Below are 18,036 nucleotides of genomic sequence, written 5' to 3' on the forward strand. Positions count from 1 at the left end.
CCTCTCCACTCAGAATTTTCGCGGGTCATCCCGCAGAAGGAAAAAAGATGAACCAGGAAGTCCTGAACATCTTCAACCCGGTCCAGGCCGCTCCGACCTTCGACCGCATCCGCATCGCCCTGGCGTCGCCCGAAAAGATCCGCTCGTGGTCCTTCGGCGAGATCAAGAAGCCGGAGACGATCAACTACCGCACGTTCAAGCCCGAGCGTGACGGCCTGTTCTGCGCGCGCATCTTCGGTCCGACCAAGGACTACGAGTGCCTGTGCGGCAAGTACAAGCGGATGAAGTACAAGGGCATCATCTGCGAGAAGTGCGGCGTCGAGGTGACGCTGGCGCGCGTGCGCCGCGAGCGCATGGGCCACATCGAACTGGCCTCGCCGGTCGCCCACATCTGGTTCCTGAAGTCGCTGCCGTCGCGCATCGCCCTGATGCTCGACATGCCGCTGAAGGACATCGAGCGGGTCCTGTACTTCGAGCACTACATCGTCACCGAGCCGGGCCTGACCCCGCTGAAGCAGCACCAGCTGCTGTCGGAAGACGAGTACCTGCGCTTCCAGGACGAGTTCGGCGACGACAGCTTCACCGCCGAGATCGGCGCCGAGGCGGTCTTCAACCTGCTCAAGGCCATCGAACTCGAGAAGGAAGCCGACCGTCTCCGCGAGGAGCTGGCCGGCAACCCGTCCGAGATGAAGATGAAGAAGGCGTCCAAGCGCCTGAAGATCATCGAGGCCTTCATGGAATCCGGCAACAAGCCGGAGTGGATGATCCTGACGGTCGTCCCCGTGATCCCGCCCGAGCTGCGCCCGCTGGTGCCGCTGGACGGCGGCCGCTTCGCGACCTCGGACCTGAACGACCTGTACCGCCGGGTCATCAACCGCAACAACCGCCTGAAGCGCCTGATCGAGCTGCGCGCGCCGGACATCATCATCCGCAACGAAAAGCGGATGCTGCAGGAAGCCGTCGACGCCCTGTTCGACAACGGCCGCCGCGGCCGGGTCATCACCGGCGCCAACAAGCGTCCGCTGAAGTCGCTCGCCGACATGCTGAAGGGCAAGCAGGGCCGCTTCCGTCAGAACCTGCTCGGCAAGCGCGTCGACTACTCGGGCCGTTCGGTCATCGTCGTCGGTCCGGAGCTGAAGCTGCACGAGTGCGGCCTGCCGAAGAAGATGGCGCTGGAGCTGTTCAAGCCGTTCATCTACGCGCGTCTGGACGCCAAGGGCCTGTCGGGCACCGTCAAGCAGTCTAAGCGCATGGTCGAGCGCGAGCAGCCGGCGGTGTGGGACGTCCTCGAAGAGGTCATCCGCGAACACCCCGTCCTGCTCAACCGCGCCCCGACGCTCCACCGCCTGGGCATCCAGGCGTTCGAGCCGAAGCTGATCGAGGGCAAGGCCATCCAGCTGCACCCGCTGGTCTGCGCCGCGTTCAACGCCGACTTCGACGGCGACCAGATGGCCGTGCACGTCCCGCTGAGCCTCGAGGCCCAGCTGGAAGCGCGCGTGCTGATGATGTCGACCAACAACATCCTCAGCCCCGCCAACGGCCGTCCGATCATCGTGCCGTCGCAGGACATCGTCCTGGGCCTCTACTACCTCTCGCAATCGCGTGAGAACGAGCCGGGCGAAGGCAAGGTCTTCGGCGATCTGGGCGAGATCGAGATGGCGCTGGACGCCGGCGTGGTCACGCTGCACAGCAAGATCAAGGCTCGCTTCAGCGAGATGAACGCCGACGGCGAAGTCGTCCGCAAGGTGATCGACACGACGCCGGGCCGGATGAAGATCGCCGCCCTGCTGCCGCGTCACACCCAGATCGGCCACCGCCTGGTCGAGAAGGCGCTGACCAAGAAGGAAATCGGCAACCTGATCGACATCGTCTACCGGCACTGCGGCCAGAAGGCGACGGTCATCTTCGCCGACCAGCTGATGGGCCTGGGCTTCAAGGAAGCGGCCAAGGCCGGCATCTCCTTCGGCAAGGACGACATCATCATTCCGGAGCGCAAGCAGGGCATCGTCGACGAGACCCGCAAGCTGGCCGAGGAATACGAGCAGCAGTACGCCGACGGCCTGATCACCAAGGGTGAGAAGTACAACAAGGTCGTCGACGCCTGGGCGAAGGCGACCGACCGGGTCGCCGACGAGATGATGGCCGAGCTTCAGACGAAGCATAAGGACGCCAACGGCCGCGAGCGCGAGATCAACGCCATCTACATGATGGCCCACTCGGGCGCCCGCGGTTCGCAGGCTCAGATGAAGCAGCTCGGCGGGATGCGCGGCCTGATGGCCAAGCCGTCCGGCGAGATCATCGAGACCCCGATCGTCTCGAACTTCAAGGAAGGCCTGACCGTTCAGGAGTACTTCAACTCCACCCACGGCGCCCGTAAGGGTCTGGCCGACACCGCGCTGAAGACCGCCAACTCGGGTTACCTGACCCGTCGTCTGGTGGACGTCGCGCAGGACAGCATCATCACCGAGGAAGACTGCGGCACCACGCGCGGGATCACCCTGCGCGCCGTGGTCGAAGGCGGCGACGTGCTGGTCTCGCTGGGTCTGCGCGTCCTGGGCCGCTTCTCGGCCGAGGACATCAAGGATCCGATCAGCGGCGACGTCATCGTGCCGGCCGACACCTACCTGACGGAAGACCAGGTCGACCTGATCGAGAAGGCCGCCGTCCAGTCGGTGAAGGTCCGCTCGGTCCTGACCTGTGAAGCCAAGGCCGGCGTCTGCGGCGCCTGCTACGGCCGCGACCTGGCTCGCGGCACGCCGGTGAACATCGGCGAGGCCGTCGGCGTCATCGCCGCCCAGTCGATCGGCGAGCCCGGCACCCAGCTGACGATGCGGACCTTCCACATCGGCGGTACGGCGCAGGTGGCCGAGCAGTCGTTCTTCGAAAGCAGCAACGAAGGCGTCGCCCGCGTGGTCGGCCCGACGGTGCAAGGCGCCGACGGCGCCCTGATCGTCATGAGCCGGAACACCACCATCACCGTCCAGGTCGATGGCAAGGATCGCGAATCCTACAAGCCGCCGTACGGCGCCCGCCTGCGGGTGAAGGACGGCGCCAAGGTGAAGCGCGGCGATCGTCTGGCCGAGTGGGACCCCTACACCACGCCGATCATCACCGAAGTCCCCGGCCGCATCCGCGCCGAGGACCTGGTGGACGGCTTCTCGGTCCGCGAGGAAGTCGACGAAGCCACCGGCATCGCCAACCGGGTCATCTCGGACTGGCGCGCCTCGGCCCGCGGTTCGGATCTGCGTCCGGCCATGGCCGTGCTCGACGACAGCGGCGCCTACAAGCGTCTGGCGAGCGGCGGTGAAGCCCGCTACCTGCTGCCGGTCGGCGCCATTCTGTCGGTGTCGGACGGCGACGAGGTCAAGGCCGGCGAGGTCATCGCCCGGATCCCCACGGAAGGCGCCAAGACGCGCGACATCACCGGCGGTCTGCCGCGGGTGGCGGAGCTGTTCGAAGCGCGTCGTCCGAAGGACTGCGCGGTCATCGCCGAGATGGACGGCCGGGTCGAGTTCGGTCGGGACTACAAGAACAAGCGCCGCATCAAGATCACGCCGGAAGACGGCGGCGAGGCGGTCGAGTTCCTGATCCCGAAGGGCAAGCACATCGCGGTCCACGACGGCGACGTGATCCACAAGGGCGAGTACATCATCGACGGCAACCCGGATCCGCATGACATCCTGCGCATCCTGGGCGTCGAAGCCCTGGCCAACTTCCTCGTCGACGAGATCCAGGAGGTCTACCGACTGCAGGGCGTGCCGATCAACGACAAGCACATCGAGACGATCGTTCGTCAGATGCTGCAGAAGGTCGAGATCCTCGAGCCCGGCGACACCGGTCTGATCAAGGGCGATCACCTCGACAAGACCGAGGTCGACTACGAGAACGCCAAGGCGGAAGCCCGCAAGGGCCGTCCGGCGATCACCCAGCCGGTCCTGCTCGGCATCACCAAGGCGTCGCTGCAGACCCGCAGCTTCATCTCGGCGGCGTCGTTCCAGGAGACCACCCGCGTCCTCACCGACGCCTCGGTCCACGGCAAGATCGACACCCTGGAAGGCCTCAAGGAGAACGTCATCGTCGGCCGCCTGATCCCGGCCGGTACGGGCTCCTACCTGCGCGGCCTGCAGCGCATCGCCACCAAGCGCGACGAGGCCCTGTCGGCCGCTCGCGAAGAGGCGATGGAGCCGCTGCCGGTCGAGATCGCCCTGGAAACCGCCGAGGCCCAGCCGGAAGGCTGAGCCCCAGCGGCCTGCGACTAGACGAGACGGCCCGGGAGCGATCCCGGGCCGTTTTCGTTTCTTCGGCCCGCCGTGATCAGGGTTTGTCGAGGCCCGAGGGCTGGCCGCCGCCGGCGTTGGCCTTGGGATCGATGCCGATCGGCATCGGCGTCTCCTTCCAGGCCCGGTCCCGCGCTTTCCGGGCGGCGGTGGCGTCGAACGCCTCGCGCTTGGCGCGGCTCATCGGGGGTTGGATGAACTCGGCGTCCTTGGCCCCCGTGCCGAGACGATCCTTGCAGCCCTCGCGCTCGCGCCGATTCAGGCCGACCGCCTCGTCGTTGGCGCAGCCCACCGACGAGCGCCGCAGGGCGTCGCGCAGATCGCCGCCCGGCTTGACCCCGAAGTCCGGCATCGGCGAGCCGCCGCCGCTTTTCCCGGGCGCGCCCGGACCGGCCGGAGCCGCCGGCTTGGCGACCGGGGCCATCGGCAGCGGCGCGATCGGCGCGGGCGGGGCGTCCTTGGCCACCTCGCGCGGCTTCACCGGCGACGGCGCGGGGGCCGGCTCGCGCGGTTCCTCCTTCTTGGGCTTGGGGGGCGCCGGGGGCGTGGGCGGCGTCTCTCGGACGGGCTCCTTCGCCGGCTCGGGCTTGGGGATCGGCGCGGGCTGCGGCTCGGGCTTCTCGGGCGTCGCGCGCGGCTGCGGCGGGATCGGGACGGTTTCGGGCGGGCTGACCGCCTTCAATTCGCGCAGTTTGGGGGGCGGAGGCGGCGGAAGCTCATAGATTTCGACGTCGAGCGGGGGCGGGATGCTCTCGTTGGCCATCTTCCGCACCGTCGGCGCGTGCAGGCCCATGAGGATCAGGACCAGGACGTGAACCGCGAGCGACGACGCCCAGATGCCGGACTTCTTGAGGCGATCGCGGCTGACGGCAGGCAATCCGGACCTCCCCCTTCTGCGCCCAGGTCAGGTTTTCGCGCCGGGGCGGCGAAAACGTGACCAAGGTTCGTTCATCCGGGGGCTGGCGCCAATCCGGCGAGTTCCTAAATGCAGACAGGGGAAACATACCACAGGACCATCAATGCCGCTTCTGCTCTGCCCGAACTGCAACACCTCCATGCAAGCCGTCGCCCGCGGGGGCGTCGAGCTCGACATGTGTCCCAGCTGCCGCGGGGTCTGGCTCGATCGCGGCGAACTCGAGAAGATCATCGGCTCCGGCCGCGAGGAAGCCACGCACCAGAGCCAGGACCGCCAACGGTTCGAGCGCGAGGTCGACAGCTTCCGCAAGGATCCGGACGGCTGGAAGCGCAGCCATCCCTATGACGACCGCGAGAAGCGCCACCGGTACGACGACGACTACCACTACAAGAAGCGGAAGAAGGGCTTCGACCTGTTCGACATCTTCGACTGACCCGAGTCTGTCCGGAGTCGAGGGCGAGTCGTCGCAGAGTCGTCACGCGTGGAAAGGGCGGTCGAACCCCGAACCGGGCAAGATGCGGGTAACCCTTTCCAAACCCTTGACCTTCCACGCCTCCGCGAGTATCTAGCGCGCCTCTTTCGGGGCCGGGTTTGCGCCTGGCTCCGATGAAGCTGAAGTCCCTTCCTGGGCGATCAGGCCCGTCGGAACGCAGAAGGATCGCGTTCCGGCGAGTTTTCGCGTTCGGATGGGCCTTCGGAAATGCCTAGAAAGACACGTCAAATCGGACCCCCGAGGCGCTTCGGCCGAAAGGCACACGCCTCCACGAGCAAAAGAGATACATGCCTACAGTCAACCAGCTGATCCGCAAGCCGCGGCAAGACAAGCCGGCTCGGAACAAGGTGCCCGCCCTGAAGGGCTGCCCGCAACGTCGCGGCGTTTGCACCCGCGTGTACACGACGACCCCGAAGAAGCCGAACTCGGCTCTGCGTAAGGTCGCCAAGGTCCGTCTGACCACCGGCATCGAAGCCGTGTGCTACATCCCCGGCGAAGGCCACAACCTGCAGGAGCACTCGGTGGTGCTCATCCGCGGCGGCCGCGTGAAGGACCTTCCGGGCGTTCGCTACCACATCCTTCGCGGCGTCCTTGACACGCAAGGCGTCAAAGACCGCAAGCAGCGCCGTTCGAAGTACGGCGCCAAGCGTCCGAAGTAAGGAAGAGCTGATATGTCCCGTCGCCGTCGCGCCGAGAAACGCCAAGTCCTGCCGGATCCCAAGTTCGGTGACCTGGTCGTCACGAAGTTCATGAACTACGTGATGTACGAAGGTAAGAAAGCCGTCGCTGAGAACATCATCTACGGCGCCTTCGACATCCTGGAAGCCAAGCGCAAGGACCAAGGTCCGCTGGAAACCTTCCATGCCGCCCTGGACAACGTCGCCCCGGCGATCGAAGTCCGGTCGCGCCGCGTCGGCGGCGCCACCTACCAGGTGCCGGTGGAAGTCCGTCCGGACCGCCGTCGCGCCCTGGCCATCCGTTGGCTGGTGACCGCAGCCCGCAAGCGCGGCGAGAACACCATGACCGAGAAGCTGGCCGCTGAGCTGCTGGACGCTTCGAACAACCGCGGCACCGCGGTGAAGAAGCGCGAAGACACGCACAAGATGGCCGAAGCCAACCGGGCCTTCTCGCACTACCGCTGGTAACCACCAGCCCAAAACCTTCAGGGCGCGGGCGGTTCGAAAAAACCGCCCGCGCTTACCTTATACAGGCCGATAGGCGATCCCATGCCCCGTACCCACAAGATCGAAGACTACCGTAACTTCGGAATCATGGCCCACATCGATGCGGGCAAGACGACGACGACGGAACGGATCCTCTACTACACCGGCAAGTCCCATAAGATCGGCGAAGTCCACGACGGCGCCGCGACCATGGACTGGATGGAGCAGGAGCAGGAACGCGGCATCACGATCACCTCGGCCGCGACGACCGCCTTCTGGAACAACAAGCGTCTGAACATCATCGACACCCCCGGGCACGTCGACTTCACCATCGAAGTCGAGCGTTCGCTGCGCGTGCTCGACGGCGCCGTGACGGTTCTGGACGGCAACGCCGGCGTTGAGCCGCAGACGGAAACCGTCTGGCGCCAGGCCGACAAGTACCGCGTGCCGCGCATCGTGTTCGTCAACAAGATGGACAAGATCGGCGCCGACTTCGACAAGTCGGTCGAGTCGATCCGCGACCGTCTGGGCGCCAAGGCCGTGCCGATCCAGTTCCCGATCGGTTCGGAATCCAACCTGAAGGGCCTGGTCGACCTGGTCCGCATGAAGGCGGTTGTCTGGGACAACGACGGCCTCGGCGCGTCCTTCCGCGACGAAGAAATCCCGGCTGATCTGGTCGACAAGGCCAACGAAGCCCGCAACTACCTGATCGAGAACGCCGTCGAGCTCGACGACGAGGCGATGGAAGCCTACCTGGGCGGCGAAGAGCCCTCGGAAGAGACGATCAAGAAGTGCATCCGTAAGGCCGTTCTGACCGGCGCCTTCTACCCGATCCTCTGCGGCTCGGCGTTCAAGAACAAGGGCGTCCAGACCCTGCTCGACGCCGTTGTCGACTACCTGCCGTCGCCGATCGACATTCCGCCGACGCCGGGCATCGACTTCAAGACCGAAGAGCCGGTGGTCCGCAACGCCTCGGACGACGAGCCCCTGTCGGTGCTCGCGTTCAAGATCATGGACGACCCCTTCGTCGGCTCGCTGACCTTCTGCCGGATCTACTCGGGCAAGATGGAAACGGGCATGGGCCTGCTGAACTCGACCCGCGACCGCAAGGAACGCGTCGGCCGCATGCTGCTGATGCACTCCAACAACCGCGAAGACATCAAGGAAGCCTACGCCGGCGACATCGTCGCCCTGGCCGGCCTCAAGGACACCCGCACGGGCGACACCCTGTGCGACCCGCTGAAGTCGCCGGTGATCCTGGAGCGCATGGAGTTCCCGGCCCCCGTCATCGAGATCGCCGTCGAGCCGAAGTCGAAGGCCGACCAGGAGAAGCTGGGCGTCGCCCTGGCCAAGCTGGCGTCGGAAGATCCCTCCTTCACCGTCTCGACCGACCACGAGTCGGGCCAGACGATCCTGAAGGGCATGGGTGAACTGCACCTCGACATCAAGATCGACATCCTGAAGCGCACCTACAAGGTCGAGGCCAACATCGGCGCGCCGCAGGTGGCCTACCGTGAATCGCTCGGCAAGCGCGCCGAGATTGACTACACGCACAAGAAGCAGACCGGCGGCACGGGCCAGTTCGCCCGCGTGAAGCTGGTGTTCGAGCCGGGCGAGCCCGGCACGGGCTTCGTCTTCGAAAGCGGGATCGTCGGCGGCGCGGTGCCCAAGGAATACATCCCGGGCGTCATCAAGGGCCTGGAGTCGGCCAAGGAAAACGGCCTGCTGGCCGGCTTCCCGGTGATCGACGTGAAGGCCACGCTGATCGACGGCGCCTACCACGACGTCGACTCCTCGGTGCTGGCCTTCGAAATCGCGGCCCGCGCCGCGTTCAAGGAACTGCGTGAAAAGGGCGCTCCCAAGCTGCTCGAGCCGATCATGGCCGTCGAGGTCGTGACCCCGGAAGAGTACCTGGGTTCGGTCATCGGCGACCTGAACGGTCGTCGTGGCATGATCCAGGGCCAGGACATGCGCGGCAACGCCACGGTGGTGAACGCCTTCGTGCCGCTGGCCAACATGTTCGGCTACGTGAACACCCTGCGGGGCATGTCGCAGGGCCGCGCCGCCTTCACCATGCAATACGACCACTACGATCCGGTGCCGCAACACGTCGCCGACGAAGTGATCAAGAAGTACGCCTAATCCAACCCTAGACAGAGGACAGGCCCGGACAGGGCTGGAGCTTGAAATGGCTAAAGAGAAATTCGAACGTAACAAGCCGCACTGCAACATCGGCACGATTGGTCACGTTGACCACGGCAAGACGACGCTGACGGCGGCGATCACGATGGTGCTGGCGAAGAGCGGCGGCGCGACGGCGAAGAAGTACGAAGACATTGACGCGGCGCCGGAAGAGAAGGCGCGGGGGATCACGATCAACACGGCGCACGTCGAGTACGAGACGCAGAACCGTCACTACGCGCACGTCGACTGCCCCGGCCACGCCGACTACGTGAAGAACATGATCACGGGCGCGGCGCAGATGGACGGCGCGATCCTGGTGGTGTCGGCGGCCGACGGCCCGATGCCGCAGACGCGCGAGCACATCCTGCTGGCGCGCCAGGTCGGGGTTCCGGCGCTGGTGGTGTTCATGAACAAGGTCGACATGGTCGACGACGAGGAGCTGCTGGACCTGGTGGAGATGGAAGTTCGCGAACTTCTGTCGAGCTACCAGTTCCCGGGCGACGACATTCCGATCGTGAAGGGCTCGGCCCTGGCGGCGGTTGAAGGTCGTGAGCCGGCGATCGGCGAAGACCGTATCCTGGAGCTGATGACCCAGGTGGACGCCTACATCCCGCAGCCGGACCGTCCGGTGGACCTGCCGTTCCTGATGCCGGTGGAAGACGTGTTCTCGATCTCGGGCCGCGGCACGGTGGTGACGGGCCGGGTCGAGAAGGGCATCGTGAAGGTTGGCGAGGAAGTCGAGATCGTCGGCATCCGCGACACCCAGAAGACGACCTGCACGGGCGTGGAAATGTTCCGCAAGCTGCTGGACCAGGGCCAGGCGGGCGACAACGTGGGCGTGCTGCTGCGCGGCACCAAGCGTGAAGACGTCGAGCGTGGTCAGGTTCTGTGCAAGCCGGGCTCGATCACCCCGCACAAGAAGTTCGCCGCCGAGGCCTACATCCTGACCAAGGAAGAGGGCGGCCGTCACACGCCGTTCTTCACCAACTACCGTCCGCAGTTCTACTTCCGCACGACGGACGTGACCGGGATCATCAAGCTGCGCGAAGGCGTGGAAATGATCATGCCGGGCGACAACGCCGAGCTGGACGTCGAGCTGATCACCCCGATCGCCATGGACCAGGGCCTGCGCTTCGCCATCCGCGAAGGCGGCCGCACCGTCGGCGCCGGCGTCGTCGCGAAGATCGTCGAGTAACCCTCGACCGTCGAAGCTTCGGCTGAAGGATCAGGGCCTCCGGGAGCAATCCCGGGGGCCTTTTCTTTGCCCGCCCGCCGGGGACATGCTCCGCGAAGCGGTGCGTGTCCCCTCGACCCGACAGACGGGGACACGCACCTTGCGGGAGCATGTCCCCGGCCAGCGTCTCGAACCACGCAAGGCGGCCCAGCGGGCGCCTTTCACCGCGTTTCGGGTTCGAACCGAGAGTTTCTTCCAGCGAGTGGAAGAAAAATCACTCCGAAGGGCATGTTCGCCGCTGACGCAGCGTCCTTCGACGGCTAAGAGAGGGCCGCTGCTCCGGAAACCGCCGTGCTTCGAAAGGCGATCATGCCGACACCGTCCGCGCTCACGACCTCCGCCCTCGTCATCCTGGGGGCCTCGGGCGATCTGGCCCGGCGGATGCTGCTGCCCTCGCTCTACAACCTGGACGCCGACGGCCTGCTGCCCGCGGGGCTGAGCATCGTCGGGGTGGCGCGCAGCGACATGGACGCCGACGCCTGGCGCCAGGAGGTCCGCGAGCTGCTGCAGGCGCGCGAGCCAATCGACGAGACGGTCTGGGCCCGGTTCGCCGAGCGTCTGGACTACTGCGCCGGCGATGTGACCAAGCCCGAGGGCGCCGCCTGCCTGAAGGGGCGCGTCGACGGCCGCCGGCCGCTGGTGATCTTCTTCTCGCTGTCGCCCAGCCTCTACACCGCCGCCTGCGCCAGCCTGAAGGCCGGCGGGGTGATCACCGACAGCACCCGCCTGGTGCTCGAGAAGCCGATCGGCCGCGACCTTGAGACGTCGCGCTCGATCAACGCCGCCGTCGCCGCCGTGGCGGACGAGAGCAACGTCTTCCGCATCGACCACTATCTGGGCAAGGAGACGGTCCAGAACCTGATCGCGCTGCGTTTCGCCAACAGCCTGTTCGAACCGCTGTGGACCAGCCAGACCATCGACCACGTCCAGATCACCGTGGCCGAGACCCAGGCCGTCGGCGACCGCTGGCCCTACTACGACGACTACGGCGCCATCCGCGACATGCTGCAGAACCACATGCTGCAGCTGCTGTGTCTGGTGGCCATGGAGCCGCCGTCGGATCTGGAGCCGGACGCCGTCCGCAACGAGAAGGTCAAGGTGCTGCGCTCGCTGCGCCCGTTCGACCGCGCCTCGGCCCAGCACGACAGCGTCCGCGGCCAGTACGGGCCCGGCATGGTTGAGGGCGAAAAGGCCAGCAGCTACGAGGCCGAGGTCGGCCGGCCGTCGCAGACCGAAACCTTCGTCGCCCTGACCGCCCACGTCGACAACTGGCGCTGGGCCGGCGTGCCGTTCTTCCTGCGCACCGGCAAGCGGATGCCCGAGCGGCGCACCGAGATCGTCATCCAGTTCAAGCCGGTGCCGCACTCGATCTTCGGCGGCGCCGCCCAGGGCGACCTGGTCGCCAATCGTCTGGTCATCGAGCTGCAGCCGGACGAGGACATCTCGCTGACCGTGATGAACAAGCGGCCGGGCCTGGGGGACGTTCGACTGCAATCGATGCCGCTGTCGCTGAGCCTCAAGTCGTTGGGCGAGGACGGCGGCCGTCGCCGCATCGCCTACGAGCGGCTGCTGCTCGACGCGCTGCGCGGCGACCAGACCCTGTTCGTGCGCCGGGACGAGATCGAGGCGGCCTGGGCCTTCGTCGACGGCGTCGCGGACGCCTGGACCGAGGCCGGCATGACGCCCAAGCCCTATCCGGCCGGATCCTGGGGGCCCGCCGGCGCCTTCGCCCTGATCGAGCGTAGCGGGCGCGCCTGGAATGACTGAGTCGAGAATCTCTCCCCGCATCGAGGTCGAAGCCTACGCCGACGCCGAGGAGGCCGCCCAGGCCGCCGCCGTCGCCATCGCCGACTGGCTGGCCGCAGGCCTGTCCGAGAACGAGCGGGCCAGCTTCGTGGCCACCGGCGGCCGTTCGCCCGGCCCGGTCTATGACCTGCTGGCCACCCTGCCGCTGCCCTGGGAGCAGGTGGCTGTGACCCTGTCCGACGAACGCTGGGTTCCGCCCAGTTCGCCGGATTCTAACGAGAAGCTGGTCCGCGACCGGCTGCTGACCGGCGAGGCGGCCGGCGCCCGCCTGGTTCCTCTATGGTCCGACGCGGCGACGCCCGCCGATGCGGCGGATGCCGCCGAGGCGACGGTCGCCGACCTGCTGCCGTTCGACGTCGTGCTGCTGGGCATGGGCGACGACGGCCATTTCGCCTCGCTGTTCCCGGGCAACCCGTCGCTGGACTACGGTCTCGACCCCGACAGCGGCGCGCTGGTCATTCCGGCGCCGAGGGGCGAGCCGGCCCCGCCGCAGGATCGCATCAGCCTGACCCTGCACGCCCTGACCAAGACCTATCTGATCGTGATCCTGATCAGCGGCGAAACGAAGCGGCGGATCGTCGAGGAGCGCGACGACCTGCCCATCCATGCGTTGTTCAGGGCGGCGGGCGATACGCCCGTCCGCGTGATCTGGTCGCCCTAGGAGTCAGCCGATGCATCCCGTCGTCGCGGAAGTCACCGCCCGGATCGTCGAGCGCAGCCGCGAGCGCCGCTCGGCCTACCTGGCTCAGGTCGAAGCCGCCCGCGGGGCCGAGCCCGGTCGCGCCAAGCTCAGCTGCGCCAACTGGGCCCATGCCTTCGCCGCCTCCGACCCGGCCGACCGCCTGCGAGCGCTGGATCCCGACGCGCCGAACCTGGCCATCGTTTCGGCCTACAACGACATGCTCAGCGCCCATCAGCCGCTGGAGCGATATCCCGCCCTGATCAAGGACGCGGCGCGGGAGGTCGGGGCGACCGCCCAGTTCGCGGGCGGCGTGCCCGCCATGTGCGACGGCGTCACCCAGGGCCGTCCCGGCATGGAGCTGAGCCTGTTCAGCCGCGACGTCATCGCCATGGCCACGGGCATCGCGCTGACCCACGACGCCTTCGACGGCGGCCTGTACCTGGGCGTGTGCGACAAGATCGTGCCGGGTCTGGTCATCGGCGCCCTGGCCTTTGGCCACCTTCCGGCGATCTTCGTGCCGGCGGGACCGATGACCTCGGGCTTGCCGAACTCCGAGAAGGCGAAGGTTCGGGCCCTCTACGCCGAAGGCAAGGCGACGCGGGAGGAGCTGCTGGCGGCCGAGCAGGCCAGCTACCACGGCCCTGGCACCTGCACCTTCTACGGCACGGCCAACTCCAACCAGATGCTGATGGAGATGATGGGCCTGCACCTGCCGGGCTCGGCCTTTATCCATCCCAACACCGACCTGCGCGACGAGCTGGTCAAGGCGGCGGCGCGGCGCTGCGCGGAGATCGGGCCCCGCTCGAACGAGTGGACCCCCGCCGGCCACGTCGTCGACGAGAAGGCCATGGTCAACGGCCTGGTCGGGCTGATGGCCACCGGCGGCTCGACCAACCACGTCCTGCATCTGGTCGCCGTGGCCCACGCCGCGGGCGTGGTCCTGACGATGGAGGACTTCGACGACCTGTCGAAGGTCACGCCGCTGCTGGCGCGGGTCTATCCGAACGGCAGCGCCGACGTGAACCAGTTCCACGCCGCCGGGGGCATGGCCTTCGTGATCCGCGAGCTGCTTAAGGCCGGACTGGTCCACGACGACGTGCTGACCATCGCCGGCAAGGGGCTGCATCTCTACGCGCGTGAGCCCTACCTGGACGATGGGCGGGTGGCCTGGCGCGAGGGGGCGTCCGAGAGCCTCGACCGCGAGATTCTGCGCCCCTGCGATGACCCGTTCGAGGCCGAGGGCGGTATCCGTCTGCTGGTGGGCGGTCTGGGCCGGGCGGTGATCAAGACCTCGGCCGTGAAGCCGGAGAACCGGCGGATCTCGGCGCCGGCGGCGGTGTTCGAGAGCCAGGCCGACTTCCTGGCGGCGTTCAAGCGGGGCGAGCTGGATCGGGACGTCGTGGCGGTGGTCCGCTTCCAAGGACCCCGCGCCAACGGCATGCCGGAGCTGCACGGCCTGACCCCGGCGATGACGGTGCTGCAGGATCGCGGACACAAGGTGGCGCTGGTCACCGACGGGCGGATGTCCGGCGCTTCCGGCAAGGTTCCGGCGGCGATCCATGTGACGCCGGAAGCCTCTGCCGGCGGGCCGTTGGCCCGCGTCCAGAGCGGAGACCGGATCACGCTGGACGCCGAGGCCGGCGTCCTGGCGATCGAGGCGGAGCTCGCGGGCCGCGAGTCGGCGACGGCGCCGGCCGAGGAGGGCGGCTACGGCCGTGAACTGTTCGGAGTCTTCCGGCGGGCCGTGGGCGCCGCGGACGCAGGCGCCTCCTCCCTGTACTGATCCGTACCGACGCCGGCGAGGCCTGCGGCGAACCGTCACGGTCGTCCGGCGGCAAGGTCGTGCGCAAACTCCTGAGCGTCCTGGCGCTCCGGACCCCGGACGCCTGCGCTGAAGGCGTACGCGCGCAATTCTATTCCCCAATTTCTGGACGGAACCGTCCTCGACCGGTTGACGCGGCGGGAAATCATACCGCATCATCGAAACAGGTTGCTGACTGGGTTTCGCTTCGCCGTGCCTGGAGTGCGGCGGTCGCGGTCCGGCGGCGCAACGAGCCTGTGAGGGGGTGGGTTGGCGTGTTCCGCGATCATCTTCGCCATAGCGGAAACGCGAAGAAATCCCGCTCGCAGCGACAATTCACGTCACATTTCTCAACATTGTCATTCCTCGCCGACATGCGAGCGAGGTCCGGGGCGCATCGGGCCCCCGCAACAGCGGGAGGTCCGTAGGCGTATGTGAAGCGCCGTAACCATCCTTCGAAGAAAATGGATGGAACGGCAGAGGAACCAACAGGGAGGGAGTAAATGCGCAGAATTGGCTATCTGGCCGGGGGATCAGCCCTGGCCATCACCCTGTCGCTCGGCCTGGTTTCGCAGGCGGCGGCGCAGGGACAATCCGCTCCGACAGATGTCGAGGCCGTCATCGTCACCGGCTCCCTGATCCGGGGCACCCCCGAGAACGCCGCGATGCCGGTCGATGTGATCGGCGCCGAGGAGTTGGCCAAGCAGGGCTCGCCGACCACGGTCGAGCTGCTCAAGGGCCTGGCGGTGTCCAACGGCGTCCTGGGCGACACCAACCAGTTCGACTCGCGCGCCCAGGGGTCGGAAGGCTCCGGCAGCGTGAATCTGCGGGGCCTGGGTCCGACCCGGACGCTGGTCCTCTTCAACGGCCGCCGTCTGCCGATCAACCCGTTCGCCCTGGCCGGCGCCGGGGCCGTCGACACCAACATCATTCCCAGCGCCGCCGTCGGGCGCGTCGAGGTGCTGAAGGACGGGGCGGCGGCGACCTATGGCTCGGACGCCATCGGCGGGGTGGTCAACTTCATCACCCGCAAGAACTTCGAAGGCCTCGAGGTCTCCGGCAGCTATCGCGTGATCGACGGCTCGGACGGCGACTACACGCTGAGCGCGGTCTACGGCTGGTCCAACGACACCATGAACATCCTGCTGTCGGCGGGCTGGCAGCACCGGTCGGTGTTGCCCGTGACCGAGCGCAGCTGGGCCAATCGCCCCTACCTGGACAATCCGGAGGGCGGCTGGTCGGCGGCGGGGAATCCGTCGTCCTTCATCCCGCTCGGCTCGAGCGCCAACCGGTTCCGGGACGACCAGTGCTCCCCGCTCGGTGGTTTCAGCGGCTTCAGCGGGACGACGCCCGTCTGCTACTGGCACTATACCGAGTACGACAACCTGGTCGAAAAGGAAGACCGCTACCAGATCTATGGCGAATGGAACCTCGACCTCAACGACACCACCAAGCTGCATGTCGAAGGGTTCTATGCCCGCACCGAGGTGCCGGACTGGAAGACTTCGCCGTCCTACGCGCTGCTGTCGACGCCGACGGCGCTCACCTCGCCCGTGCCCGGCCAGTACTTTGTGCCAGGGAACAACCCAGGCCTGCTGGCATATGTCGCCGCCCACCCGGGCACCATTCCGGGCTACAACGGCACGACCGGCGCGGCGTTCAACATCCCGACCGCGGCCTTGGGCGCCGGCGCGCTCGTCGTCGCCAGCCGTCCCTTCGGGATGGGCGGCAACCCGATGTTCAACTATGGGCCGTCCGAGGGGAGCCGGACCTTCGACGCCTATCGGTTCGCCGCCGATCTGAGCGGCGAGTTCAACCCCGACCTCAACTGGAACATCGCCATCAGCTATGGCGAGGAGAAGGGCAACCGGACCGGCTACGACACGGTCGTCAGCCGCTATCAGCTCGCCCTGCGCGGTCTGGGCGGGCCCAACTGCAACAACATCGTAGCCGGTCAGCCGGGGTCCACCTGCCTGTGGTTCAATCCGTTCTCGTCGGCGGTGCCCAAGAACGCGATTACCGGCCAGGCCAATCCGACCTACAACGCCGCCCTGGCCAACAGCGAGGAAGTCACCCGCTGGTTCTTCCAGAAGGCTGAAACGGAGCAGACCGCGACGCTGTTCGTGGTCGAGGGCCTGGTCAGCGGCAAGACCGGCTGGTCGCTGCCCGGCGGCGACGTGATGTGGGCGGCCGGCGCCCAGTGGCGCAAGTCGACCTTCAAGGCCTGGTACAACGACATTTCCAACCGGGCCAAGAACCCCTGCATCGACACGCCGATCAACGGATCGAAGACCTGCGCCTCGCCGCAGGGGCCGCTCGCCTTCCTGGGCGTCGGCAGCAACGTGTTCCTGAACCAGGATCTGTACGCGGTCTACGGGGAGGTCGTGGCGCCGATCACCGACGACTTCAACGCCACGCTGGCCGCCCGCTACGAAGACTACGGTGGCGCCGTCGGCTCGACCTTCGACCCGAAGCTGTCGCTACGCTGGCAGGCGAGCGATTGGCTGGCGTTCCGGGGCTCGATCGGCACTACCTTCCGGGCGCCGCCCGCGATCCAGCTGAACGATGACTTCGTCACCTCGCTGCAGGGGATCAACGGCACCTTCCGCGCCGTCGACGTCTACGGCAATCCCAACCTGAAGCCTGAGAGCGCGACGACCTACAGCATCGGGGTGATCTTCGAGGCGGGGGGCTTCCGCGCCACGCTCGACTACTGGAACTTCGACTTCAAGGATCCGATCGTGACCGACCCGGTGTCCGGGCTGGTCGCGGCGGTGTTCCCCAATGGCATCGGCGCCGGGGCCCAGGCCAACTGCGCCAGCCCTCTGGCCGCTCGGTTCAGCTTCAGCGGCGGAGCGACCTGCGCCTCGTTCGCCTCGGCGGCCGCGGCTTCGGCGGCCATCACCCGGGTTCGCACCAACAACGTGAATGGCGCGTCGATCAAGACCTCGGGCATCGACCTGATCGCCGACTGGACCTTCGACGACATCCTGGGCGGCGCGCTCACCATCGGGGGCACGACGACCTACGTCCACGAGTACGTCACCGACGCGACGACGATCGACGGCGTCGTGGTGGCGCCGGCCTTCGACGCGGTCGGCAAGCTGAACTACCAGACGACGGCCTATCCGCTGCCGCAATGGAAGGGCAGCCTGTATGCCGAGTACAACCACGGCCAGCACAACGTGCGTTGGACCGTGCGCTACATCGACAGCTACACCGATCAGCGAACCGCGCCGTTCGTGTCCAATCCGAACGGCAAGACCATCGACGCCTTCGTGAGTAACGACGTGACCTACCGGGTGTTCCTGCCGTGGGACACGACGTTCGCCCTGTCGGTGGACAACGTGTTCGACAAGGACCCGCCCTTCGCCCGCCTGGACCTGAACTACGACCCGTTCACGGCCAGCGGCCTCGGCCGAACCTGGAAGGTGGCGCTGACCAAGAAGTTCTGACCCGATCCCTCCGGGGTGTGTGGAC

The 18,036-nt window shown here is 67.1% G+C and carries 11 protein-coding genes; 10 read left to right on the top strand and 1 reads right to left on the bottom strand.

All coding sequences use genetic code 11. The features are described from left to right. Positions 1-47 precede the first annotated feature (47 nt). The gene (rpoC, locus tag CSW64_RS03120) at positions 48-4,238 is read left to right on the top strand and encodes a DNA-directed RNA polymerase subunit beta' (protein ID WP_099620734.1); all 4,191 of its coding nucleotides are present in this window, start codon (positions 48-50) and stop codon (positions 4,236-4,238) included. A gap of 76 nt (positions 4,239-4,314) precedes the next feature. Here the strand turns inward: rpoC and CSW64_RS21915 are convergent, their stop codons facing one another. Continuing rightward, positions 4,315-5,154 (bottom strand): hypothetical protein, encoded by an 840-nt coding sequence (locus CSW64_RS21915; RefSeq protein WP_172448441.1) that lies wholly within the window; start codon positions 5,152-5,154, stop codon positions 4,315-4,317. A gap of 142 nt (positions 5,155-5,296) precedes the next feature. On the opposite strand from CSW64_RS21915, the gene CSW64_RS03130 reads away from it, so the two are divergent. From CSW64_RS03130 to CSW64_RS03170, 9 genes are all read left to right on the top strand, one after another. Next, positions 5,297-5,626, top strand: coding sequence for a TFIIB-type zinc ribbon-containing protein (locus tag CSW64_RS03130; protein ID WP_099620735.1), 330 nt, complete (start codon positions 5,297-5,299; stop codon positions 5,624-5,626). A 347-nt stretch (positions 5,627-5,973) separates the two neighbouring features. Next, a complete protein-coding gene (rpsL, locus tag CSW64_RS03135; RefSeq protein ID WP_099620736.1) occupies positions 5,974-6,345 on the top strand; it encodes a 30S ribosomal protein S12 in 372 nt (123 codons plus the stop codon). A 12-nt stretch (positions 6,346-6,357) separates the two neighbouring features. Next, positions 6,358-6,831 carry a 30S ribosomal protein S7 gene (gene rpsG, locus CSW64_RS03140; RefSeq protein WP_099620737.1) on the top strand — a complete coding sequence of 158 codons (474 nt, stop codon included), beginning with the start codon at positions 6,358-6,360 and terminating at the stop codon, positions 6,829-6,831. 81 nt (positions 6,832-6,912) lie between these two features. Continuing rightward, positions 6,913-8,991 carry an elongation factor G gene (gene fusA / locus CSW64_RS03145; protein WP_099620738.1) on the top strand — a complete coding sequence of 693 codons (2,079 nt, stop codon included), beginning with the start codon at positions 6,913-6,915 and terminating at the stop codon, positions 8,989-8,991. A gap of 46 nt (positions 8,992-9,037) precedes the next feature. Then, positions 9,038-10,228, top strand: coding sequence for an elongation factor Tu (tuf, locus tag CSW64_RS03150; protein WP_099620739.1), 1,191 nt, complete (start codon positions 9,038-9,040; stop codon positions 10,226-10,228). 348 nt (positions 10,229-10,576) lie between these two features. Beyond that, a complete protein-coding gene (gene zwf / locus CSW64_RS03155; RefSeq protein ID WP_099624090.1) occupies positions 10,577-12,034 on the top strand; it encodes a glucose-6-phosphate dehydrogenase in 1,458 nt (485 codons plus the stop codon). Then, complete coding sequence (gene pgl, locus CSW64_RS03160) at positions 12,027-12,734, top strand: 6-phosphogluconolactonase (protein WP_099620740.1); 708 nt, start codon at positions 12,027-12,029, stop codon at positions 12,732-12,734. Before zwf ends, pgl begins: the two co-directional genes overlap by 8 nt. A 10-nt stretch (positions 12,735-12,744) precedes the next feature. Next, a complete protein-coding gene (edd, locus tag CSW64_RS03165; RefSeq protein ID WP_099620741.1) occupies positions 12,745-14,538 on the top strand; it encodes a phosphogluconate dehydratase in 1,794 nt (597 codons plus the stop codon). A gap of 521 nt (positions 14,539-15,059) precedes the next feature. Next, a complete protein-coding gene (locus tag CSW64_RS03170) occupies positions 15,060-18,011 on the top strand; it encodes a TonB-dependent receptor (protein WP_099620742.1) in 2,952 nt (983 codons plus the stop codon). Positions 18,012-18,036 lie beyond the last annotated feature (25 nt).

The sequence above is a fragment of the Caulobacter mirabilis genome (genome assembly GCF_002749615.1).
Classification (GTDB): Bacteria; Pseudomonadota; Alphaproteobacteria; order Caulobacterales; family Caulobacteraceae; genus Caulobacter; species Caulobacter mirabilis.

Bases quoted from the DNA above. Each gene is read 5' to 3' on its own strand.
- edd (WP_099620741.1), top strand. From the start codon at position 12,745: ATGCATCCCGTCGTCGCGGAAGTCACCGCCCGGATCGTCGAGCGCAGC.
- CSW64_RS03130 (WP_099620735.1), top strand. From the start codon at position 5,297: ATGCCGCTTCTGCTCTGCCCGAACTGCAACACCTCCATGCAAGCCGTC.
- rpsG (WP_099620737.1), top strand. From the start codon at position 6,358: ATGTCCCGTCGCCGTCGCGCCGAGAAACGCCAAGTCCTGCCGGATCCC.
- rpsL (WP_099620736.1), top strand. From the start codon at position 5,974: ATGCCTACAGTCAACCAGCTGATCCGCAAGCCGCGGCAAGACAAGCCG.
- pgl (WP_099620740.1), top strand. From the start codon at position 12,027: ATGACTGAGTCGAGAATCTCTCCCCGCATCGAGGTCGAAGCCTACGCC.
- rpoC (WP_099620734.1), top strand. From the start codon at position 48: ATGAACCAGGAAGTCCTGAACATCTTCAACCCGGTCCAGGCCGCTCCG.
- CSW64_RS03170 (WP_099620742.1), top strand. From the start codon at position 15,060: ATGCGCAGAATTGGCTATCTGGCCGGGGGATCAGCCCTGGCCATCACC.
- fusA (WP_099620738.1), top strand. From the start codon at position 6,913: ATGCCCCGTACCCACAAGATCGAAGACTACCGTAACTTCGGAATCATG.
- zwf (WP_099624090.1), top strand. From the start codon at position 10,577: ATGCCGACACCGTCCGCGCTCACGACCTCCGCCCTCGTCATCCTGGGG.
- tuf (WP_099620739.1), top strand. From the start codon at position 9,038: ATGGCTAAAGAGAAATTCGAACGTAACAAGCCGCACTGCAACATCGGC.